The organism is Pseudoalteromonas sp. A22, from assembly GCF_018141345.1.
Lineage (GTDB): Bacteria > Pseudomonadota > Gammaproteobacteria > Enterobacterales > Alteromonadaceae > Pseudoalteromonas > Pseudoalteromonas maricaloris.
This window is the reverse complement of the sequence record NZ_CP047237.1, coordinates 257,126-278,861: the sequence shown is the minus strand read 5'-3', so window position 1 is coordinate 278,861 and position 21,736 is coordinate 257,126. Positions and strand designations below refer to the sequence as shown.

Below are 21,736 nucleotides of genomic sequence, written 5' to 3'. Positions count from 1 at the left end.
TCGCTTAATTTTTAGCTCTATTCTTGCCGTTAACTGGGACAATAATGATAACCACTGATACTCCTCTAATTTTACGCCATCTTGATACTATCCATGCGCTGATCTCTAATTCTTATTGGGCAAAACAAATGCCTAAAGTATTGCTGGAAAAGGCCATTCAAAATAGCCTGAGCTTCATGTATTTGGACGATGAAGGCGAGTTTCAGGGTTTTTGTCGCGTGATAACTGACTATGCCACCTTTGCCTATCTTGCCGACGTGATAGTTGAGGAAAGTGCCAGAGGTAAAGGGGTAGGCAAAGCGATTGTTCAAGCCGTGGTTGAACATCCAGAGCTACAAGGCTTAAGGCGCTTTATGCTGGCAACTTTTGATGCGCATACTCTATATGAAAAATTCGGCTTTGCAGCGGTGCCAGATCCGAGCATTTTGATGCAGATCTGCCATCCTACAATATATTCGGATTTACAAGATTAATTGCAGGATTTCGGTCATTTATATTTTGTTTTTTAGAACGAAGACTGGATAAATGCACTTACCCTGAACATAATAAAGACGATAACAACAACAGGTGTCTTTATTATGTTACTGCTCGCGACTATCTATTTGGCTGCTGCGATATTGGCGGTGCCAATCGCTAAACGGCTAGGGCTTGGCTCTGTGCTTGGATATTTATTGGCGGGGATACTAATTGGTCCTCATCTGCTTCATCTTGTGGGAGAGCAAACGGACGTCATGCACTTTGCCGAGTTTGGCGTGGTGATGATGCTATTCTTAGTTGGGCTAGAGTTACAACCCAAAAGGCTCTGGACGATGCGCCGCGCTATAGTTGGTCTCGGTGGCTTACAAGTGGTTATCACAACGGCTGTACTCTATTTCACGATTGATTTAGCGCTTGGCTTTTTGTGGCAGCAATCATTAGCCATCGCGTTAATGTTGGCACTGTCTTCTACCGCCATTGCACTGCAAACCTTAAATGAAAAAGGCTTGATTAAACAATCTGGCGGTCAAAATGCGTTTTCGGTGTTGTTATTTCAAGATATAGCTGTGATCCCCATTCTCGCGATTATGCCGTTGTTAGCATTTAGTGATTTGGCTGTGAGTGATGGTCACGGCAATTTGTTACATGCTTTCCCGACTTACCTCCAAGTGGCTATTTCTGTTTTTGTGATTTTGGCTATCATCGCCGCTGGGCATTATGTCGCCGCGCCGTTATTTAGATATATTGCCAGCACTCGAATGCGCGAGCTATTTACCGTAGTGGCGCTATTTATCGTTATCGCCACCGCGTTATTGATGCAAAGCATTGGTTTATCCCCAGCCCTTGGAACATTTCTCGCGGGTGTTGTTCTCGCGGAAAGTGAATTTCGCCATGAATTAGAAGCCGATATTGAACCGTTTAAAGGGTTACTTCTTGGCCTCTTTTTCATGACAGTCGGCGCATCAATCGACTTTTCCTTATTGGCACAAAAATGGTTATTTATTTTAGCGTCAGTGGTGCTATTAATGGGGTTAAAGGCAGTTATTTTATATTTGTTGGCAACGGCGTTTTCACTGCATAAGCGAGCGACATGGTTATTTACTGCAGCCCTGTGTCAAGGCGGAGAGTTCGCGTTTGTACTACTTTCTGTTACTGGCAGTTTAGCAATCTTAACTCCAGATCAAGTCGCGTTAGTCACACTGGTTGTTGCGGTATCTATGCTCGGATCGCCCCTTATTTTTATTCTTTACGAAAAAATAGTTGAACGTCAGGCCAATACTACTCAAGAACAAGATAGCTTAGACACGATGGAAGCGACACAAAACGTTATTGTGGTCGGCTACGGGCGTTTTGGCCAAGTGATAGGGCGCTTGCTCCATGCTCAGGGTTATCATTTATCGATCTTGGATCACAGCCCAAGCCAAATTGAATTACTCCGTCGCTTTGGCAATCAAGTATTTTATGGCGATGGTGCACGATTAGATTTGCTCGAAGCCGCAGGGGCTCACGAAGCGCAAATGCTGGTCGTAGCGATTGATGAACCAGATAAAACCCTCGAAATCGTCAGGTTAGCGCAGCAACACTTTCCGGATCTAAAGCTTGTAGTTCGTGCGACCGACCGTCGCCATGCCTACCAACTGATAAAATTGGGTGTCACTGCGTTTGAGCGAGAAACTTTTGTCTCTGCTGTGAAGCTAGGTGAGCAGGCGCTTAAGTTATTGGGCCATAGTGAAGAAGATGTTGCACGAGCGGGCTACCTCTTTACTAAACACGATGTTGAATCTATGCACATGCTTGCCGATGTGTGGGGAGACGATGAAAGCTATGGTATTGCGATTCGTCAGCGTATGGCTGACCTCAAGCAGGTACTTCAGGCGGACGAAAAAGCGCAAGAAGATCTTAATACCTGCCATGGTGAAAATTGTGAAGATAAACCACCAGCCATTGAACAATAACGTATAAATATTAGGTTAAATCAGTATGTTGAGAGTGACATTAGAGCAATGGCGAATGTTTAGAGCCGTTGTTGAATATGGTGGCTTTAATCAAGCTGCTAAAGAAGTACATAAAAGCCAGTCAAGTATCCACACTGCGGTCCATAAAATTGAGGAGGGCCTTGGTGTTAAGCTTTTTAGAGTTGAAGGGCGAAGAACCCTGTTAACCGAAGCGGGTGAAATGATGCTGCGCCGTGCCAATTATCTCTTGGAAGAAGCGGCAAAAGTGGAAGCGGTAGGGCAGACGCTGGGCGAGGGAGTGGAGAGCCAACTGCGCATAGCGGTCGATGAAATTTTCCCACAGCAGGTACTCTATAAGGTGCTAGAAAATACATCTGCGCAATACCCTTTATTGCGTGTCGAGTTGGTTGAGTCAGTATTAACAGGCGCATCTGAACTTTTGCAAAATACCGACGTAGATATCGCTATTTCTCCGGTTACTTTACAAGACGGGTTCAGTGAAGAGTTGTGCCAAATCGAGTTTGTTGCAGTGGCAAATCCCAATCACGCATTACATCAATTTGGTCGCGCGCTTACATTCGAGGACTTAAAGTCCCATCGTCAAATCGTAGTAAGAGACTCTGCAATCTCGCGTAAAAAAGATGAAGGTTGGTTGGGAGCGCATCAACGTTGGACGGTGAGCCATATGACAACCTCGATAGATATGATAACGCAAGGCTTAGGATTTGCTTGGTTACCTATTCCGGCTATAAAAATGCAACTAGACTCTGGCGTCTTGAAACCACTACCACTATCGCAACATAGTCAGCGTAAAGCACAGCTTCATCTTATTTTTAAAGATGGTGACAGGCTTAGGCCCGCCGCGCGCGCTTTTATTGGTGAGTTAAGATATCAGTGTATGCAGCTAGAAGATTCTATTGAATAGAATGATTGATGTTAAATTATCAAATTTTATTCGCTTCAAACAGGCAATAGACTAAGGTCATCAACATGCGTTTGGAGCGAAACATGCGATATATTCGAAAAGCACAAGATAGAGGTAAAGCAGATTTTGGCTGGTTGCAAAGCCAACATAGTTTCTCATTTGGTCGATATTATGATCCCGCCCACATGGGATTTGGTAATCTTAGGGTGATCAATGATGACACAGTACTTGGTGGTCATGGCTTTGATACTCATGGGCACCGAGATATGGAAATTATTTCCTATGTCATTGACGGTGAATTAGCACATCAAGATAGTATGGGTAATCAGTTTACTGTGGCGGCAGGTGAAGTTCAGAGAATGAGCGCAGGCAGTGGCATTCTTCATTCAGAATATAATGCTTCAAAGACAGCGCCTGCACATTTTTTACAAATTTGGATAGAGCCAAAGCTTAAAGGCATAACGCCGAGTTATGAACAAATTCAAATTAAACAAAGTAGTGCACTTACGCCCATCGTTACGCCTACAGGCGCACAGGGTACTCTGAGTATCAATGCAGAAGCTGAAATACACCGCTTGCAGCTACATCAAGGTCAACAGATTGAGCTGAATGCGCACGCGCAAAAAGCCTATTTGCACATTGTTAGCGGCGAAGCGACGCTTGATGGTGAGGCATTTCAGCAAGGAGATGGTATCGGTCTGATTGCTGGTGACAACATGCAGGTTACGGCAGTAACAGATGTTGAAGCGCTGTGGTTTTTATTACTTAATTAAGCAAATTGGTATTAAATTCAGCGCCTAGAATTAAAGGAATTGACGAATGACAGAACCAATACAACTTGCAGTAATTGCCCTTGTCGTTCTGCTAAGTGGTATTTCAAAGTCTGGCTTTGCAGGCGCGTTAGGGGCGTTTTCTGTTCCAATTTTGATGATGGTGTTGAACCCAAGGGACGCCATTGCGTTGATGCTTCCGCTACTTATCGTCGCGGACGTTTTTAGCCTGAAGAGCTATTGGCGCTTATGGAATGTGCCAGAATTAAAGCGGTTATTGCCAGGTACACTAGTCGGGATAGCCTTAGCAACGCTTTTTCTTCAAGGCGTCAGTGAGTTTTGGCTGACGGTTGTGATTGCAGCGATGAGCATAATATTTGCGCTTAAAAGCTTACTGATAAAAAATACACCTGAAAGTGTTGGGCACTTAAGGTTACTGGCCGCGAGCACCTCTACCGCAGCTGGTATCTCTACGACCTTAATTCATGCAGGCGGCCCACCACTCATGGTGTATTTTAATGCTCGAAAATTAGAGCCAACGGCTTATATCGCGACAGTTGCGGTACTATTTGCACTGATGAATGTGATTAAGTTGGCGACCTTCTCTGCAACTGGGTTGTTAGAGTGGCAACATGTGCTGCTTGCTATCTGTTTTACTCCTTTAGCGTTGCTTGGTAATAGACTCGGTGTGCACCTTGCAAAACGCTTACCTAAAAAGCAATTTTTGCTGGTGATGAACGGACTACTGCTCATACTTGGAGTGGTATTAATTGGTAAATTGCTGTGATGGTGTCGGTTACCAAAATCTAGCAAAGTAAATGCCCACAAGATGTTGTGGGCATAGAAAGCTATAACTGCTCTTCCATCTCTTTTTGATACTCATCTGCAAGTTGCGACTTTTCACTTTTATCAAGTACCTTACCCGCTCGCTGGAAAAACGCTTGCTCTTCGTCGGCCAAGTGATGCTCAACTTTGTCTTTGAGTTTTTTCAATTTAGTTAGCCAACTAGGGTCGGAAAACTCCGTATTATCCAGTGCCTCAATTAGCTCATCAATTTCATGATGCTCCGCGATACCGTGGCGAGAGTCTTCGATCGTCATGTCGCTTTCCATTAACGGGGCGTAAAAGTACCTTTCTTCTGCGATGGCATGCGCCTCTAACGCATCTTTCAATTCTTTATAGTACTTCTCGCGAAACTTTGAATCACCAGACGTGTCTGCCAACATATTCAATAGGGCGCGTTGATGATCGTGATCTTGCTTTATTGCATTAAAAATTTCCATGTAAGTTACCTCTTTCTAGCTTAAAACGTCTGCTTTGGTGTTGTTTTTAAAAAACGACATGAGTTTGCTTCGATGCGCCTCATTATTCGTTTTAATGATAAGCAGCCACTTGCCCTCTGCGATTTTATTCATCACCGCCTGATTAAACGCATCTTTGTCCGGACGCAAAGAAATAAGGCCTGAAGCAAATAGCCCTAAAAATAAGCCGGGGCTTAATAAAGCGATAAACGTTAAATAAGGATTAGCTTGAGTGAAAGCCGGTCCATAACTTACCAATAGCCCTGCGATGAGAAAGCCTAATATCACCCCCATGCTGCCAAGGTATAAATGCCAATTAAGCATGTTTCTGGCAAGACGACTTTCGCTTTTAGGTTCAAGTCTTTTGTCGGCATCTTTGTCATACGGATTAACCAGTTGTAGATGCTCATGTTGAACAAGGTGGCTATTTAACAATTCATTTTGCAATTCTTCTGCGGCTGCTTTCCCTGTTAGAACGGCCCCAACTCTATGATCTGCGTAGGATAATATTTCAAAAGTATCCATTACTCCTCCTAATTTCGTTGCAGCTTGTAATTATTCAAACTGCAAGTGTTATACCGAGAGTGTAAGATTTATAATATATTGAATTTTATTAATAATTTTAGATTTTATATGTTGTTGGGTTGAACAAATGAAGCACAAACAAGAAAGAATTACCGAGTAGTTACTACATGTTTTGATACAACATAATGATTGTAAAGTTAGTTTAGGGAAGAAATTGGCATATTTACTCATATCGTATCAAAAAATTTACAAAGATGTGTTTTGTTACTTAATTCAAGGTATTAAGCCTGGGTCTATTTTTTAAACAAATGCATGAAAGCATTGCATAAATATTTAAAGTAAATTAAATATTATTAAAATGTTAACTTTGGGGTTTATTTATTTGATTTGCTGCCTAGTCTAATAAGGCGTGGCAAGTGCTAATAGGCTTGCCATGTCTTCTGCAGTTGAAGGAGAAAACAGTCACATTTCATCCAATGCTTCTTGTGAGGCAATGATGAAAAGGACAATAAAACAACAATACTAGGAGTGTAATTCGTGAAATTATCTACAGTAACTATGGCTACGGCGTGTGCGATTGCGTTTACTTCGCTCAGTGCTCAAGCTGCAACAAAACAATACCTAAACCAGCAAGCCGACATTAATACTATGCTTAAATCAGCTTCTCAAACTGTGTTGAGTACACAGCCAGAAGTGCTGATTGGCTTAGAAAATGCGAGTCAACTAAAGGAGCTTAAAAGCTTCAATAGTAAAAAAGGTGAAGTAACTAAGCGTTTTCAACAAATGTACCAAGGATTACCAGTGATTGGGGATTCGGTCATTTTAACGTTTGACGATGCCGGTGCGCTTAAAAAAGCTCACGGTGCGGCGGTTTATAACATCGCGGCTGACATCGGTTCGGTAAAACCCAAGCTAAATGCCAAAATGGCATTGAGTCAGTTTGAAAAGCAGTCGCTTAGTGCAGACAAAAAGCTTAAAAAACATAACGAGAAATCTCGCCTTGCGATCTGGCTTGATGGCAATTCAACGGCACGTTTAGTGTATGAAGTCACTTTTGTTACTTATGGTGATGAGCCTAAGCGTCCATATTTGATCATTGATGCAAACACAGGGGAAGTGTTAGAAAACTTCAACAACTTGCAGCATGCAAATGCGACAGGTCCTGGTGGTAACCAAAAGACCGGTCGTTACCAGTATGGTACTGATTATGGTCATCTAGACGTAGCGCAGTCGGGCAATACTTGTACCATGACGAATGCGAACGTTAAGACAATTAACTTAAATCACGGTAGTAGCGGTTCGACTGCACATAGCTTTACGTGCCCAGAGAATACCGTTAAAGAAATTAACGGTGCATACTCACCGCTGAACGACGCACATTATTTTGGTAATGTTGTGTTTAACATGTATAACGATTGGCTTGGTGCAGCACCTTTGTCTTTCCAATTGCAAATGCGTGTTCACTACAGCAGCAATTATGAAAATGCGTTTTGGGATGGCAGTGCGATGACATTTGGTGATGGTGCAAATACATTCTATCCGTTGGTAAGTCTTGATGTATCTGCTCACGAAGTAAGTCATGGTTTTACAGAACAAAACTCAGGTTTGGTATACCGTTATAAGTCAGGTGGCTTGAACGAAGCGTTTTCTGATATGGCAGGTGAAGCTGCTGAATTCTTTATGAAAGGCAGCAATGACTGGTTAGTTGGCCAAGACATCTTCAAAGGCAGTGGCGCATTACGTTATATGAATGATCCAACGCAAGACGGTCGCTCAATCGATCATCAGTCTAACTATACGTCTAGCATGGACGTTCACCACACTTCAGGGGTGTTCAACAAAGCCTTCTACAATCTGGCAACTACGGCAGGTTGGGATACGAAAAAAGCCTTTATTGTAATGGCAAAAGCTAACCAAATGTATTGGACCGCGAATACTGACTGGGACTTAGCTGGTAATGGCGTGATGGATGCGGCATGTGACCTAGGTTATGAACCAGGTGATGTACAAGCTGCGTTAGCAGCCGTTGGCGTTAACTCTAACTTAAGCACAGGTAGTAGCTGTGACACTAACCCACCACCTCCTCCTGGTGGCGATGAAGAGTTAACGAACGGTCAGCCTCGTACTGGGATCAGTGGCGCGGCAAAAGAGCAAATGTTTTTTACCCTTGATGTGCCAGCTGATGCGACTAGCCTAAACTTCACCACTTCTGGTGGTAGTGGTGATGCGGACCTTTATGTCAAGTATGGCTCACGTCCGACGTTAAACACTTATGACTGTAATAGCACAACGTCTACAAGCAACGAAAGCTGCGATATTAGTAACATTCAAGCTGGTAAGTACTACGTGATGGTCGAAGCGTGGAATCAGATTTCGGGCGTAACTTTGACCGGTACATACAGCTCAACGGGTGGAACTCAACCAATTGACCGCACTGAGTCAAATGTTAGTGTTGCATCTGGCAGCTGGACACGTTTCACGCAAGATCTAAATGCTAGCTACAGCAGCCTTGAAGTGAGCATTTCAGGTGGTTCAGGTGATGCGGATCTATACGTAAACTTTGGTTCTCAATCAACAACGTCGAGCTATCAGTGTCGCCCTTATAAAAACGGTAACAATGAGACTTGTACGATTGCAAACCCGCAGCAAGGTACTTGGTATATTGATTTACGTGGCTATAGCGCAGCAAGCGGTGTAACACTGAATATTAAGGCGAACTAAGTAACAGTTTATAGGGAGCGCAAGCTCCCTTTCTTTATTCGGGCCTAAATAAGGTCATAAATTTACCTCATTTGAATAATCCTTTTATTTTGCTCAGCGCTTAAATCATGTTGTTATTCAAATGAGTTGAGGATACAACAATGAAATTAACTACACCTATGCTACTGAGCATTGCCTGTTTGAGTGGCTTTTCTGAAGCGTCTGAAGAGGTTTGGGTGACGATGGATGCGAAGTCTAGTCAGCATTTCCAAGTCCATAATTCTATTCGCGGTACTCACTTCGAACAGCTTTCTTTACCAAACAGCGAAGTCAAAGCGTTAAAAGTACCTGCAAACTTACATTCACACCTTAGTGCATTTATGCACGACGAATATCACCGCTGTGGTGGTTTTGTCGCCCATGACTCCTTAGAGCAGGCGCAAAGCTATCTTGCACAGTTAGAAAGCATAAACCCAAGTGCGACGCTGGTTAACTACAGCATTGATAACCCCACACGGGTTAACAGCTTAATCTCAAAAGTCAGTACAGTGAACTTGGACAGCAGCGTCAACTCGCTAACCAGTTTTTATAACCGCTATTATACCTCGCAAACAGGCATTGATGCAGCTGCATGGGTCAAGCAAACATGGAGTGATATTGCAGCAAGTCGCTCAGATATTAGTGTTGAATATTTTAACCATTCTTGGGCTCAGCCTTCAGTGATTGTCACCATTCCTGGTAGTGAACTGAGCGATGAAATCGTTATTATCGGCGGACACCTTGATTCAATTAACCAATCTAACTCGAGTGGGCTTGCGCCGGGGGCGGATGATAATGCCTCTGGGATAGCTGTGCTTACCGAAGCGCTAAGCGCTATTGTTGAAGATGGTTATCAGCCTCAGCGGACAATCCAAATCATGGGCTTTGCGGCAGAAGAAGTTGGGCTTCGAGGTTCTAAAGCTATCGCGCAGTCGTACAGCTCTCAGGGAAAAAACGTAGTCGGTATGACACAATTTGATATGACTGGCCGCAATGGTAGTAGTGCGGATATTGTGATGATGACAGACTATACAAACAGCGCACAGAATCAGTTCTTAGGCCAATTAATTGAAACTTATTTGCCAAACCTAAGCTATGCCTACGACCAATGCGGTTATGGTTGCTCCGATCATGCATCTTGGTATCAACAAGGGTTCCCAGCTTCTATGCCATTTGAATCAAGAATGTCAGAGATCAACAGAAAAATTCATACCACCAACGATACTGAATTTGATTCAACACATGCACAAAAATTTGCAAAACTCGCGCTGGCATTTGTTGCTGAGCTTGGTAAAAATGCGGGTGATACACCTCCACCACCGCCAAACAATGAGCTTGAAAATGGCGTGGCTAAAACGGGCATTTCTGGCGCTTCTAAAAGCCAACAGTTTTTCACCATGGAAGTACCACAAGGTGCGACTAACTTAAGTTTTACCACCTCAGGTGGCACTGGTGACGCCGATCTCTACGTTCGCTATGGCTCCAAACCTACTTTGGATACTCATGACTGCAAGAGCACTAACTCGTCTAGTAACGAGCAATGCAATATTTCCGCTGTGCAAACTGGTACGTATTACGTGATGGTAGAGGCATGGAACGCGATTTCGGGGGTCAGTTTGGTAGGACAATACGATACCTCAAGTGGCAATACGCCTATTGACGAAACTATCAATAATATTTCTGTCGCCAGTGGACAGTGGCAGTATTTTAGTCAAGCACTAGCTGCGGGATATCAAACCCTGACAATTACGACGTCGGGAGGCACGGGAGATGCGGATCTTTATGTTAATTTTGGCACGCAACCAAATACCAGTACCTACCAATGTCGGCCGTATAAAAATGGCAATAATGAGGTATGTACAATCTCCAATCCTCAGGCAGGCACTTGGCATATCGGCCTGCAAGGTTACCAAGCAGCGAGCAATGTAACATTAAATATTAGCGCGAATTAATACGCGTTTAAAGTCAAGACCAGAGATAAAACCTTGTTTATCTCTGGTCTTAGCGCTTAGTGATACATTGATTTAAAGAGATTTGATTTAATTGATATTCTGCTTCTGATAGACTCAATGAGTTCAATTAGGAGTTGCGTGTGTCACATAAGTTCTCAGTTAAGATATTAATTTATCTTTTATTATTATTTTGTGGGCTGTGGGCAAGCTATTTGTTCAATGTGGCACAGGATGAGGAAAGCGTCCTTGTTCAGACTAAAACCAATCTAGAAAAGCTCAATAGTTATATCCAGACTGAATTTACTCGTTATCAAGCTATCCAAATGCAATTGAGCTTAAGCAATTTGGTGCAATCAGGCTTACAGCAAGCAACCGCTATAAACTCCAATGAACTGGACAGATATCTACAGGACATTCAAATATCCAGTGGTGCGTCAGACGTTTACCTGCTAGACCTCAGTGGAACTGTGATTGCGAGTAGCAACTGGTATTTGCCGCATAGCTATAAAGGCAGCAATTTTGCCTTTCGCCCCTATTTTTACGAAACAATCGAGGGCAATGAGCATGTCTCTTTTGCGCTCGGTTTACGTTCCAAAACCCGTGGCTTCTATTTTGCTAAGTCTGTCTACAAAGACGGCTCGCTTGTGGGCGTGGTGGTGATGAAGGTTAACGCCAGTAAATTTGAATCAGACAAAGCCCAGCTTGATACGGGAACTGATAGCCATTTCTTAATTGTGGACGATAATCATATTGTGCTGGCATCTGATGTTGAGCAGTGGCGGTTAGCCTCGTTAGGGCAATTATCCCCCACAAAGCGTAAAGAAATTGAATCCTCAAGGCAGTTTGAAAACGAATCTTTGTTTCCGATTGATTGGCGCGTGCTTTCACCAACCAGAGTGAAAACTTCATCACATGGCAGCGATGCGCTGATGCAAAAGAGGCCGCTTAACAAGCAATACACACTTTATTTGCTACATGAAGTTGCACCTATCAAAGCGGCACAGTGGCCGCGGCTTGGGGTAACCGCACTGGTATTGATTTTACTCTTTGTTGTTGTTGAGTACACATTGAGTAAACTGACAGGATACAGACAACTGCTTTTCAGCCAGCGGAGTCTCGAGGCTGAGGTTGCCAGCCGTAAGCAAGCGCTCGAGCAGGCGCAAGATGCACTTATTCGCGCTGCCAAGTTGGCAACCATAGGGCAGCTCAGCGCCAGCATTAATCATGAAATCAATCAACCGCTTAGTGCCATGAGTGCGTATGTTGCCAGCGCCAAACGGTTGGCTCAAAAGGGAGACGTGAGCAAAGTAGTCGAAAACATGGTCCTGATCCAATCTTTGATCACTCGAGTGCATAAAATTGTGGCGCAGCTAAAATCATTTAGTCAGCATCATGATAATAAGATGCTGGTGGCCAACCTTAAGCACTCAGTAGATAACGCGTTGGTTATAGTTGGGCCTGAACTCAAACGCTACGGTGTAGCAATTCAAAGTGAGGGGCTTGCGTGCAACATCTGGGTTGACCCATTTAAGTTTGAACAAGTCCTAGTGAATATTATTAGCAATGCGTGCCAAGCCATTGTTGAGCAAGATAATAAATGTATTTATATTCGCGCCGTGGAGCATGAAGGCAAGATCCAGCTGTCTATTATTGACTCGGGCGAAGGGATAAAGCAGCACGCTTTATCCAACATATTTGAACCGTTTTACACCACTAAGTCAGGTAATGGCTTGGGCTTAGGGTTATCCATTTCAAAACAGATCATTGAATCGTTTCATGGCAAACTCAGTGCCCATAATCATCCGCAAGGTGGTGCCGAGTTTTTAATTAGTTTACACACAAAGAATCCGCAATATGACTGAAGAGAAAACATTATTAATCATTGATGATGAACAAAGTATACGAGATGCACTAAAACAACTATTTGAAATAGAAGGGTACTCAGTGCAGTGTTTTTCCAGTGCAATGCCTGCATTAAAAAAGCTTTCTCGTCAGTTTAGCGGTGTTGTGCTTTGTGATATCAATATGCCCGAGGTCAATGGCATTCAATTTTTAGAGCAGGTAATGCAGTTTGATTCTGAGTTACCTGTGGTATTTCTAACCGGCTTTGCGGATGTTGAAGTGGCGGTAAAAGCCATCCAAAAAGGAGCTTACGACTTTTTTGAAAAGCCAGTGTCAGAGCCGCTACTTGACTGTATAGAAAGGGCGCTTGATAAACGCCGGTTGGTGATGGAAAACCGAGAGCTAAAAGCGCAAGTTAAGAAAAAGTCTGCGCCGGGCGTGCGGATCTTAGGTGAGACAAAACAGATGCAGCAAATGCTGCATTTGCTTGATGCTGTGATTGATACCCCAGCTGACGTATTGATTGAAGGTGAAACCGGTACAGGAAAGGAATTGGTGGCACGATACTTACACGACCATAGCGAGCGCTCAAACCATAACTTCGTCGCTATCAATTGCGGTGCAATTCCTGAAGAGCTGATTGAAAGTGAATTATTTGGTGCCAAAAGTGGTGCATTTACGGGTGCTAAAGAGTCTCGCGAGGGAAAATTTTCTTTTGCCCAAGGTGGTACGGTTTTTTTGGATGAAATCGAAGCCATGTCTGCGGCTTTACAAGTGAAGCTGCTGCGCGTTTTAGAAGAAAGAAGTGTGACGCCTGTGGGCAGCAACACAGCGATAGCACTGGACATTAGGGTGGTTGCAGCGACCAAAGTGGATTTACAAACCTTAGTCGCGCAAGGTAAATTCCGCTCGGATTTATTTTATCGACTTAATCTCGTTAAAGTGATGATCCCATCACTTCGTTCCAGAAAAGCTGATATTCCGCTGCTATATAAACACTTTAGCTCCATTGCTGCTACTCGCTTTCATAAACCTATGCAGCCAATTAGCCCTGAATTAGAGGCGCAGCTACTGGCACAAGACTGGCCAGGGAACGTGCGAGAGCTGAGAAACCACGCCGAGCGCCATATTTTACTCGGTGGTGCGATGACTGCGAGTAACAACATGCAAAGCAATTTGTCTGATGAAACGTTGAGTTTGGCTGAGAAGGTAAGCTACTACGAGCAATCGTTAATTGAAGAAGCGCTGGCACAAAGCCAAGGTAGCATAAAAGATGCGATGAATTTATTAAAAGTGCCGAGAAAAACCTTGTACGACAAGATGAGCAAGTATGGTTTAAATCGCACTATGTTCACCAATGATGATGGGTGAATTTAGTGACACATTATAGATTTAAGTGTGTGGAAATCCGCACATTTTAGCTGGTGTTAATCTTAGATTTATATTTATCCATATGATTTATATTAAAAAATAAACTCTGGTCTCAGAATTGCGTTGTCTTAAGCGACAATAATCAAAAAATGAGACAAGTTATGACAGCAAGTAAATCTTTAGTGGCGTTGGCAGTTGCCAGTGCAATGTTATCAGCCTCTGCGTTAGCCGCAGACTACAGCATTTATGGTAAAGCAGAAGTTCAAATTGCTAACACAGACAAAGGTGTGATGCGTTATACCAAAGAGGGCACACAAATTGACGCACCATTTTCAAGAATTGGTGTAAAAGGCACTCACGGCTTATCAAGCGATCTAAAACTCGTCTACAAATATGAAGTACAAGTTAAAGGTTTTGAACACGACGATACCACCGAGCCATTTTCAGCAAGAAACACCTATGTTGGCCTTGAAGGTAAATTTGGTACGGTTTTAGTGGGCAGAAACGACACGCGTTTTAAGTTTAGTGAAGGGAAAATCGATCAATTTAACGAAACCCAAAGTGATATTGCCCAAGTGCTAGCAGGCCAAGACAGAGTTGGTGATTCAATTACCTATTCTTCACCTAAATGGAACGACTTTTCTTTTTCTCTGACCTACACACCGAAAGACGACGCGAGCAACGACGAAACTGGGTTTGCAGCTACCGCAATTTATGGTGACCGAGCATTAAAAAATAAAGATTACTATGTTGCTCTGAGTCATACCGACAGTATTGGTAATTTGGTTGCTACGCGTATCGCGTTGGCTTACAAGTGGCAAAAGCTACAACTTGGTGCCATCATCCAAGACAGTGAAAATCTAGCGAAAGACAAATCAGGTAATGGCTATGTGCTAAGCGCAAGTTACCAACTCGACGATAATTGGCGTCCGAAGCTACAGTTTGCCAAAGACTCAAGCGGATTACGCCACAGTGAAGATGCGACTCAGTGGACGCTAGGTACAGACTATATTTTTGATAAACAAACTAACTTGTATGTAATGGCAACGCAGCTCGACCTTGAAACACAAGACGATACTAGCATCGCTGTTGGTTTAAAATATAAGTTTTAAAGGTTCAAGATAATGACAGAAGAGAATAAAAAAACGATAAAAACGCAGCTGTTTCTGTGGCTTGGTCCCTTGGTAATGTTACTGATCTGTTTGGTTGAACCACCATCTGGCATGTCGGTTGAGGCATGGAGAACCGCAGGCCTAGCGTTTTGGCTAGCCTCTTGGTGGATAACCGAAGCTGTGCCTATTCCAGCGGCTTCGTTATTACCTTTGGTTATTTCGCCTTTAGTCGGGATTGCATCTATTAAAGCAGTCGCTGCACCGTTTGCGCATCCTTTGATTTATCTATTTCTGGGTGGATTTTTGCTCTCAATCGCCATGGAAAGGTGGGGGCTGCATAAACGCATCGCGCTGAATACCATGTTGTTCGCAGGCACTAAACCGAGTATACAGATCTTAGCGATGATGGGCGTGACAGCATTTTTATCTATGTGGATGTCAAACACGGCAACGGCAGTAATGATGTTACCGATTGCACTTTCGGTTATTCACTTGGTAAAAGAGCAGGGTGGAGATAGCCAAAGCTTTGCTAAAGCGCTATTACTTTCTATCGCTTATGGAGCCAGCATTGGAGGTATTGCAACTTTAATTGGCACGCCACCAAATGCGTTGATGGCTGCTTACTTATCCGACAGTTATCAAATTGAGATTGGTTTTGCCACTTGGATGATGATTGGTGTGCCTTTGTCTTTGGTGATGCTGGCATTTGCTTGGTTCTGGTTGACCAAAGTGACGTACAAGGTCGATAAAGAAGAAATTAATGTTGATACTAAGTCGTTATTTACTTCCCAATTAAAAGCACTCGGTGAAATGTCTCGTGCGGAGAAAGGGGTTTTTGCGGTATTTATTTTAGCGGCAGTATGCTGGATCTTTAGACCGCTAATTGGCGATGTTACGGGTCTTAAATTGTCAGATACTGGCATTGCAATTGCCGCTGCATTGTTACTATTTGTTCTTCCAGCCAAGTCGGGAAGTGACGAACGTATTTTAGATTGGGAAAGCGCAGCTAAGGTGCCTTGGGGGATCTTACTTCTATTTGGCGGCGGTTTATCGCTCGCGGCACAGATCAAATCTTCAGGACTTGCCGATTACATCGCTAACTTACTTGCGGGGGCGGATGCCATGGGTTTAGTGCTTGGAGTACTAGTTGTTGCTGCGCTTATTACGTTCTTAACGGAAATTACCAGCAATACCGCAACGGCTGCAGGCTTTTTACCTTTACTTGGTCCTGTCGCTGAATCAATCACGGGTTCTCCTTTAGCTTGGGTTATTCCTGCTGCAATCGCGGCCAGTTGCGCCTTTATGATGCCTGTTGCAACACCACCAAATGCCATCGTATTTGGCTCGGGTGAGATCAAAATTAAAGACATGATCCGAGCTGGGTTTGTTTTGAACATAGTCGCGATAGGGTTAATTACAATTGTTACCTTGACTTTGGCAAGGAGCATACTAGGGTTTTAAAGTTGCCATTCTCCACAGGCTGTGTCCATCGAAAGGCAACTCGGTCATACGCAGCCTGCCTCAATAGTAATACCAATTGTGTTAACTCTCCAACCTATTTGAAGGGCAAAATACCATATTAGCGTCGTTAAAAATTTCTCATTTAGAACAACTAAATAGCAAAAATTTTGCCTAGCTACTAAAGCTATTTTTCCGCTTCAAAATAGTTCATTTACTTAATACAATTGGTATAAAACCTAGTTTTTTGAAGATAGACCCGTTGTTTTTTCCTTGCTATATTCAAATTAGACATTAGCAGGACCTGATAATGATTGAAGATAATACCAGCACCCTCATAGCTACGTTTACTCAGTTAAAAAGTCGCTTTAACCAAGAACCTTACCCCGCGCTTGAAAAGCGATTACGTCTATTAACTGAAATAAAATCACGTATGTTGCAGCGGCAAGATCAATTAGTCGAGGCGGCGGATCAGGATTTTGGTACTCGGAGTCGATTCGATACCGTGATTGCAGACATCATGCCTTGCATCAATTCAATTGATTATATCGCGAAGCACCTGCGCAAATGGAGCAAAGTGCAGCATCGTTCACCCGGTGCGCAGTGGCTACCGTCTAAGGCAAAAATTGAGATTGTGCCAAAAGGAGTCGTGGGCGTGATAGCCCCGTGGAATTATCCAATTCAGCTGGCGATTGTTCCCGTGATTACCGCTCTCGCCGCTGGAAACAAAGTTATGCTCAAGCTGAGCGAGTTCACTCCCAAGGTGAATGCGGTGATAAGAGCCATTTTTAAAGGATTGGACAACGAAGTGTGCGTCGTTGAAGGTGGGCCTGATATTGCCTCAACGTTTACTGAACAGCCATTTGATCACTTGCTATTTACAGGTTCAACAGCAGTTGGCAAAAAGGTGATGGCGGCTGCGGCTAAAAATCTCACGCCGGTCACCTTAGAGTTAGGGGGGAAATCACCTGTTATAGTGCTTGATGACGCTGATATCAGCGCCGCTGCGATGAGCGTGTTAATGGGTAAGCTCTCTAATTCAGGTCAAATCTGTGTTGCACCAGATTATGTGTTAGTGCACGAAGAAAAATACGACGCATTTATTGCTGAGCTGAAACAGCACTACGAAAAAACATATAAAACAAAAGTAGGTGTAAAAAACCAAACTTCAATTATTAACGACAGACAGTTTCAGCGCTTAAACGACATTATTATTGATGCCAAAAGTAAAGGTGCGAGTGTATGGCAAGCTGAGCCAGCACGCGACAATCGTCAGCTACCTCTGCATATCATCACTCAGGTCAACAAAAGCATGAGGGTGATGCAAGAGGAGTTATTTGGAACGATTTTGCCCATCCTAAAAATAGCCAACGTAAATGATGCGATTAGCTATATTGGGGAGGACACCACACCACTTGCGAGTTATTTATTTACACAGTCTCAGGTTGCCATGAATAAAGTGTCAAAGGAGCTCGCAACGGGGACTCTAGCGATCAACGAAACCATAGTGCACGTGGTTGTTGAGTCTTTACCCTTTGGTGGCCTAGGTCACTCTGGTATGGGTCAATATCATGGCGAAGAGGGCTTTTATACCTTTAGCCATAAAAAGCCCATTCTCCAATCCAATAATACTAAATGGCGTAATAAAATGCTGCTTAGCCATTCGAAGCTGCTTACAAAGCCTTTAGAGTGGCTCTTTTTGAGGAAAAAGTAGTGTTAATGTGTTGAGCAAAGCGCCATTACATATTGAGATCCAATATACTTAAAGATAAGACTTAGCTTGAAATATCAGTGGTTATTTTTATGGGACTTCACTATATCAGCAGATAAAAAAGCTGATGCTAGAGAGAGTGCTGGCTCAGCCCAATATTCAGGCTAACACGATACAGGATTACAGTTTCAGTCAGGAAGGAGTTCACATGAATACTAAGGTTAAGTTCACAGCTGGTCGTAATATCGCCATGAAGCTGCCGTCTCATCAGTACGAGGCAACCCTTCAGTTTTATCGAGATGTCATCGGCCTCAAAGAAATAACAGAGCATGCTCCATCAGTTGGCTTTGAGTTTGGCTTCAATAATCTCTGGCTCGACCGCGTACCTGGTATCAGCCAAGCCGAAACATGGCTCGAGATTGTTACCAATGATATTGCGGCAGCGTCAGAGCACCTCAAAGCTGCTGGCGTCGTACGCTGCGATGAAATCGAGCCGTTACCTGAAGGATTTCAGGCATTCTGGGTGTCAAGCCCTGCATCGATTATCCACCTTGTTTGCAAAGACTCAGAGTCATGGGAGTAGTAACACCGAACACGTGTGAATTTTCACTGTTCAAACCAGCAAATCAATTTTAATTTGAGAGCAGAAATCCTCATCTAACGTTGGAAGATTGATTGAAGTCGGCAGCAATGCAGAATCATAGTTAAAAAGTGATTGAAATTAAAGCGGTTAATGACGAGCAGACACAAAACTCGGGCAATTAATGTTCATTGTTTTCGCTATTTAACTCCTCACTGTCTTGCTGGGCTGCGATTTTTTCACGCTCTGCTTTTGAGATGTAGCGCGGTTTGTTGCTTTTGTGGAGTTTAGCATTAGCACGCTTGTCTTTTTTCTTTAAGGTTTCGTAAATTTTCTTTTTGCGGTTCATTTTCACAGCTCATTATGGATGAAGTGCTAGTTTACCTTAGTGTTAGCGAGTTCAACAATGTAAAAAGATTGCCGCAGTTAATACCAATTAGTCTTAATACTTGCTTAATTTGAAGGAGCAAATCTGACGCTAACGGCGTTAAAAATTTCTCATTTAGAACAACTAAATAGCAAAATTTTCGTCTGGTTATCGACAAAATTTTCTCGCTTCAAAATAGATCACTTAATTAAGCGAATTGGTATAACAATGAGCATGACTGTTACCTAGGTGTGACGATACTGACCCAATCTTAATAAGAAAAAATAATAAAGGCCTCGCAGGAGGCCTCTATTGTTTAACACTTTTCTTAATCTAAGCTTAGATTATTTAGTACGTGTTTCTGCGACGTATTTACCGGCTTGAATTCGCTCGTAAATACTATTAGCGAGTTCTTTTGCTTGTTCGATTTGTGAAGGAGAAAGCTGTTTCTCGTCGAGCACTCGGCTCTTTGTGGCTTCAGCATAACCATTAAACTCCGCTAATGTATTCCATACGTACGAGCGTTCAATACTTTTCTCGACTCCTAAGCCCTGAAAATACATGAGTGCTAAATTAAACATGGCTAAGGTGTAGTTGTTTGCGGCGGCTTTTTCATACCAGTTAAGTGCGTGGCGGTAACTTTGCGGTACACCGTCACCGTTTGCATACATCAGCGCTACGTTAAATTGCGCAGCTGGCATGTTTTTGTTTGCCGCTCTGGTCATTAGCTCAACGTATTTAAAGCGATCTTTTTTAACGCCGCGACCTTCGTCATACATGACTGCTAGCGCAAACATTGCGTCGGCTTCACCAAGTTTAACGGCTTGTTGAAATAACTCTGCCGCTTTACGTGGATTTTTGACGACACCGTAGCCGCCTTCGTACATTACACCGAGTTGATAAATGCCCGGGGCAAAGTTCATTTCAGCTAAATAATTGAATTCTTGTAGTGCTTCTTCGAACCTGCCAGCATTGAGTGCATCTATGCCTTCTTCCAATCCAGCTGTTGCCAAAGGTGCTTGGCTTAATAGTGCAATGGCGATACATGCTTTCGAAATCCTGCCTAACATCATAGACCTCCTTAAGGTAGCTATGCTAACTATGTTGTTATTTATTCTAATGCCAGAAACACAGATTTACAAAATACAAATCTAAAATGGCAGATACTGCGTTAATATAAGGTAATAAAAACAAAAATTGAGGCTATGGGATGAAGAAATTAATAGCACTGGCGCTATGTTTACTGTGTTTGGCTGGATGTAGTCAAAGATTGGCCTATAACAACTTAGGATGGTTAGCGAGTTATTATATTTCCGATTATGTTGAGCTGACGGATGAGCAAGAGGAAAAGCTGGAGGCTGATGTAGAATCTTTGGTTGCGTGGCATCGACAGTCAGAGCTACCAAAATACAAATCTCATATCCAATCACTGTTGAAGCACTGGCAAACCATGACAGAGAGTGACATGGTGCATATGGTGTATACCACACGAAACTATTGGTATTCCGTCGTTGAAGCCGTATATCCCAAGTTAGAAACACACCTAAATTCGCTTAACCGTGAACAGCGAGAAATGCTGATAGCCAACATAGAAAAAGAAATATTGGATGATGACTGGGAGGAAGGAGACCAATTTAACCGCTATGAGCGTTGGCTTGGTGATTTGAGTGATAAACAAAAGGAGCTTATTAACGAATATTATGAGCAAGGCGAGTTTGCGCGTCAGGTTTGGCGTGCACATGAACAAAGGCGATTTAGCCAGTTTAAACAAGCTATGTTACTGAGCGGCACTGAGCAAGTTTCACGTGAGCTGTTGCAGCAAGCGATAGTGACTACGCCCACAGCGCTGCCTGAGCGCATCCTAGATATTCAAGCAAGGCGAATAAAAGAGTATGCAAGTCTCGCAGTTAAACTCAAAGACACCATGAGCGACAAACAAAAGAAGCACTTTAAAGAAGAGCTCGAAGAATTACTTGAGCTCTTGGAATCCTTGTAAAGGGGCTCAGCCAAGTAGCTTAATTCTGGTTGGTTTGTTTGGTTTAGCATACTCCAAACGATTAATACGTTTGGTGCTGTGGTAACCATCTAAACTGGAAATTGCAATACTATCGAGTGCCTCGATATCAATATAGCCGTCTTCGAGCAAAGCACTTTCTTCAACGTGAAGCGTCTCAATTTCGCCTATTACCAGCTCGGTATCGTTGAGCTTGATGGTTTGGTGATCTTTGAGTGTAAGTCCGTATTTTAGTCTGCTTTCCTTGACGAAAGGAGCTGGAAAAGCATGTAAATACTCGGCGGTTAACCCTGTTTCCTCAAATTCTGATTGGTGCTTTTCATATCTGGCTGAGGTTTGATGGGCTGCCATATAAATTTGAACATTGACTTGATTAATGGTGTATTTTTCAGTCGCTAAGATGTTTTCCAGTGTGTGTCTAGGTACGCTATGAGGCCTAAAAATCACACCTACGAGTGCCGGGTTGGCACCGAGGTGGAAAACGGAGCTGACGATAGACAAGTTTTCTTGACCTGTTTCATCAACTGTTCCAATTAAGTTAGCGCTTTTGAAACCCGACAGTGAATTTATCATCAATGCGCGATAACGCTCGTCTAAGGTTTTAATATCGTCACTTGAGAAGTATTTCATGATGTGT

19 protein-coding genes are annotated in these 21,736 nt (G+C 43.1%); 14 read left to right on the top strand and 5 right to left on the bottom strand.

What is annotated here, in order from left to right; all coding sequences use genetic code 11:
- Positions 1-44 precede the first annotated feature (44 nt).
- The 5 genes from GSF04_RS01150 (at position 45) to GSF04_RS01130 (ending at position 4,914) form a co-directional block, all read left to right on the top strand.
- Positions 45-473, top strand: a complete 429-nt coding sequence (locus GSF04_RS01150; protein ID WP_039495011.1) for a GNAT family N-acetyltransferase — start codon at positions 45-47, stop codon at positions 471-473.
- Positions 474-578: 105 nt separating this feature from the next.
- The gene (locus GSF04_RS01145; RefSeq protein ID WP_211857178.1) at positions 579-2,432 is read left to right on the top strand and encodes a monovalent cation:proton antiporter-2 (CPA2) family protein; all 1,854 of its coding nucleotides are present in this window, start codon (positions 579-581) and stop codon (positions 2,430-2,432) included.
- Positions 2,433-2,457: 25 nt separating this feature from the next.
- Positions 2,458-3,357: a LysR family transcriptional regulator gene (locus tag GSF04_RS01140; RefSeq protein ID WP_211857176.1), complete on the top strand. Its 900-nt coding sequence runs from the start codon at positions 2,458-2,460 to the stop codon at positions 3,355-3,357.
- Between the two features lie 83 nt (positions 3,358-3,440).
- Complete coding sequence (locus tag GSF04_RS01135; RefSeq protein WP_211857174.1) at positions 3,441-4,130, top strand: pirin family protein; 690 nt, start codon at positions 3,441-3,443, stop codon at positions 4,128-4,130.
- A gap of 46 nt (positions 4,131-4,176) precedes the next feature.
- Positions 4,177-4,914: a sulfite exporter TauE/SafE family protein gene (locus GSF04_RS01130; RefSeq protein WP_211857172.1), complete on the top strand. Its 738-nt coding sequence runs from the start codon at positions 4,177-4,179 to the stop codon at positions 4,912-4,914.
- A 61-nt stretch (positions 4,915-4,975) separates the two neighbouring features.
- On the opposite strand, the gene GSF04_RS01125 is transcribed toward GSF04_RS01130, so the two are convergent.
- Both GSF04_RS01125 and GSF04_RS01120 read right to left on the bottom strand, forming a co-directional pair.
- Positions 4,976-5,410: a hemerythrin domain-containing protein gene (locus GSF04_RS01125; RefSeq protein WP_211857170.1), complete on the bottom strand. Its 435-nt coding sequence runs from the start codon at positions 5,408-5,410 to the stop codon at positions 4,976-4,978.
- A gap of 15 nt (positions 5,411-5,425) precedes the next feature.
- Positions 5,426-5,953 carry a hypothetical protein gene (locus tag GSF04_RS01120; RefSeq protein ID WP_211857168.1) on the bottom strand — a complete coding sequence of 176 codons (528 nt, stop codon included), beginning with the start codon at positions 5,951-5,953 and terminating at the stop codon, positions 5,426-5,428.
- 537 nt (positions 5,954-6,490) lie between these two features.
- Here GSF04_RS01120 and GSF04_RS01115 point away from each other — a divergent pair.
- The 8 genes from GSF04_RS01115 (at position 6,491) to GSF04_RS01080 (ending at position 18,721) form a co-directional block, all read left to right on the top strand.
- Positions 6,491-8,674, top strand: a complete 2,184-nt coding sequence (locus GSF04_RS01115; protein ID WP_211857167.1) for a pre-peptidase C-terminal domain-containing protein — start codon at positions 6,491-6,493, stop codon at positions 8,672-8,674.
- A 140-nt stretch (positions 8,675-8,814) separates the two neighbouring features.
- Positions 8,815-10,644, top strand: coding sequence for a M28 family metallopeptidase (locus GSF04_RS01110; protein WP_211857166.1), 1,830 nt, complete (start codon positions 8,815-8,817; stop codon positions 10,642-10,644).
- Positions 10,645-10,784: 140 nt separating this feature from the next.
- Positions 10,785-12,506, top strand: a complete 1,722-nt coding sequence (locus tag GSF04_RS01105; RefSeq protein WP_211857165.1) for an ATP-binding protein — start codon at positions 10,785-10,787, stop codon at positions 12,504-12,506.
- Entirely contained in the window at positions 12,499-13,857 is a 1,359-nt protein-coding gene (locus GSF04_RS01100) for a sigma-54 dependent transcriptional regulator (RefSeq protein WP_211857164.1), read from the top strand. Before GSF04_RS01105 ends, GSF04_RS01100 begins: the two co-directional genes overlap by 8 nt.
- Positions 13,858-14,018: 161 nt before the next feature.
- Entirely contained in the window at positions 14,019-14,969 is a 951-nt protein-coding gene (locus GSF04_RS01095) for a porin (RefSeq protein WP_174169303.1), read from the top strand.
- A 12-nt stretch (positions 14,970-14,981) separates the two neighbouring features.
- On the top strand, positions 14,982-16,430 hold the full coding sequence (locus tag GSF04_RS01090; protein ID WP_069019318.1) for an SLC13 family permease: 1,449 nt from the start codon (positions 14,982-14,984) through the stop codon (positions 16,428-16,430).
- Between the two features lie 307 nt (positions 16,431-16,737).
- Complete coding sequence (locus GSF04_RS01085; protein WP_211857163.1) at positions 16,738-18,141, top strand: coniferyl aldehyde dehydrogenase; 1,404 nt, start codon at positions 16,738-16,740, stop codon at positions 18,139-18,141.
- A gap of 205 nt (positions 18,142-18,346) precedes the next feature.
- Positions 18,347-18,721, top strand: coding sequence for a hypothetical protein (locus tag GSF04_RS01080; protein ID WP_211857161.1), 375 nt, complete (start codon positions 18,347-18,349; stop codon positions 18,719-18,721).
- Between the two features lie 178 nt (positions 18,722-18,899).
- Here the strand turns inward: GSF04_RS01080 and GSF04_RS01075 are convergent, their stop codons facing one another.
- Positions 18,900-19,067, bottom strand: a complete 168-nt coding sequence (locus tag GSF04_RS01075; protein ID WP_084204271.1) for a DUF2986 domain-containing protein — start codon at positions 19,065-19,067, stop codon at positions 18,900-18,902.
- 362 nt (positions 19,068-19,429) lie between these two features.
- Positions 19,430-20,155, bottom strand: coding sequence for a tetratricopeptide repeat protein (locus GSF04_RS01070; RefSeq protein ID WP_211857460.1), 726 nt, complete (start codon positions 20,153-20,155; stop codon positions 19,430-19,432).
- A 140-nt stretch (positions 20,156-20,295) separates the two neighbouring features.
- Between GSF04_RS01070 and GSF04_RS01065 the strand changes: the two genes are divergently transcribed.
- Positions 20,296-21,081 (top strand): DUF6279 family lipoprotein, encoded by a 786-nt coding sequence (locus GSF04_RS01065; protein ID WP_211857159.1) that lies wholly within the window; start codon positions 20,296-20,298, stop codon positions 21,079-21,081.
- Positions 21,082-21,087: 6 nt separating this feature from the next.
- Here the strand turns inward: GSF04_RS01065 and GSF04_RS01060 are convergent, their stop codons facing one another.
- Positions 21,088-21,729, bottom strand: a complete 642-nt coding sequence (locus GSF04_RS01060; protein ID WP_039495043.1) for a flavin reductase — start codon at positions 21,727-21,729, stop codon at positions 21,088-21,090.
- Positions 21,730-21,736 lie beyond the last annotated feature (7 nt).

What these genes read in the sequence shown, in the direction of transcription:
- GSF04_RS01065 (WP_211857159.1), top strand. Translation starts at nt 20,296, where the DNA reads ATGAAGAAATTAATAGCACTGGCGCTATGTTTACTGTGTTTGGCTGGA.
- GSF04_RS01080 (WP_211857161.1), top strand. Translation starts at nt 18,347, where the DNA reads ATGAATACTAAGGTTAAGTTCACAGCTGGTCGTAATATCGCCATGAAG.
- GSF04_RS01090 (WP_069019318.1), top strand. Translation starts at nt 14,982, where the DNA reads ATGACAGAAGAGAATAAAAAAACGATAAAAACGCAGCTGTTTCTGTGG.
- GSF04_RS01060 (WP_039495043.1), bottom strand. Translation starts at nt 21,729, where the DNA reads ATGAAATACTTCTCAAGTGACGATATTAAAACCTTAGACGAGCGTTAT.
- GSF04_RS01070 (WP_211857460.1), bottom strand. Translation starts at nt 20,155, where the DNA reads ATGTTAGGCAGGATTTCGAAAGCATGTATCGCCATTGCACTATTAAGC.
- GSF04_RS01085 (WP_211857163.1), top strand. Translation starts at nt 16,738, where the DNA reads ATGATTGAAGATAATACCAGCACCCTCATAGCTACGTTTACTCAGTTA.
- GSF04_RS01145 (WP_211857178.1), top strand. Translation starts at nt 579, where the DNA reads ATGTTACTGCTCGCGACTATCTATTTGGCTGCTGCGATATTGGCGGTG.
- GSF04_RS01140 (WP_211857176.1), top strand. Translation starts at nt 2,458, where the DNA reads ATGTTGAGAGTGACATTAGAGCAATGGCGAATGTTTAGAGCCGTTGTT.
- GSF04_RS01110 (WP_211857166.1), top strand. Translation starts at nt 8,815, where the DNA reads ATGAAATTAACTACACCTATGCTACTGAGCATTGCCTGTTTGAGTGGC.
- GSF04_RS01125 (WP_211857170.1), bottom strand. Translation starts at nt 5,410, where the DNA reads ATGGAAATTTTTAATGCAATAAAGCAAGATCACGATCATCAACGCGCC.
- GSF04_RS01130 (WP_211857172.1), top strand. Translation starts at nt 4,177, where the DNA reads ATGACAGAACCAATACAACTTGCAGTAATTGCCCTTGTCGTTCTGCTA.
- GSF04_RS01100 (WP_211857164.1), top strand. Translation starts at nt 12,499, where the DNA reads ATGACTGAAGAGAAAACATTATTAATCATTGATGATGAACAAAGTATA.
- GSF04_RS01095 (WP_174169303.1), top strand. Translation starts at nt 14,019, where the DNA reads ATGACAGCAAGTAAATCTTTAGTGGCGTTGGCAGTTGCCAGTGCAATG.
- GSF04_RS01075 (WP_084204271.1), bottom strand. Translation starts at nt 19,067, where the DNA reads ATGAACCGCAAAAAGAAAATTTACGAAACCTTAAAGAAAAAAGACAAG.
- GSF04_RS01120 (WP_211857168.1), bottom strand. Translation starts at nt 5,953, where the DNA reads ATGGATACTTTTGAAATATTATCCTACGCAGATCATAGAGTTGGGGCC.
- GSF04_RS01135 (WP_211857174.1), top strand. Translation starts at nt 3,441, where the DNA reads ATGCGATATATTCGAAAAGCACAAGATAGAGGTAAAGCAGATTTTGGC.
- GSF04_RS01150 (WP_039495011.1), top strand. Translation starts at nt 45, where the DNA reads ATGATAACCACTGATACTCCTCTAATTTTACGCCATCTTGATACTATC.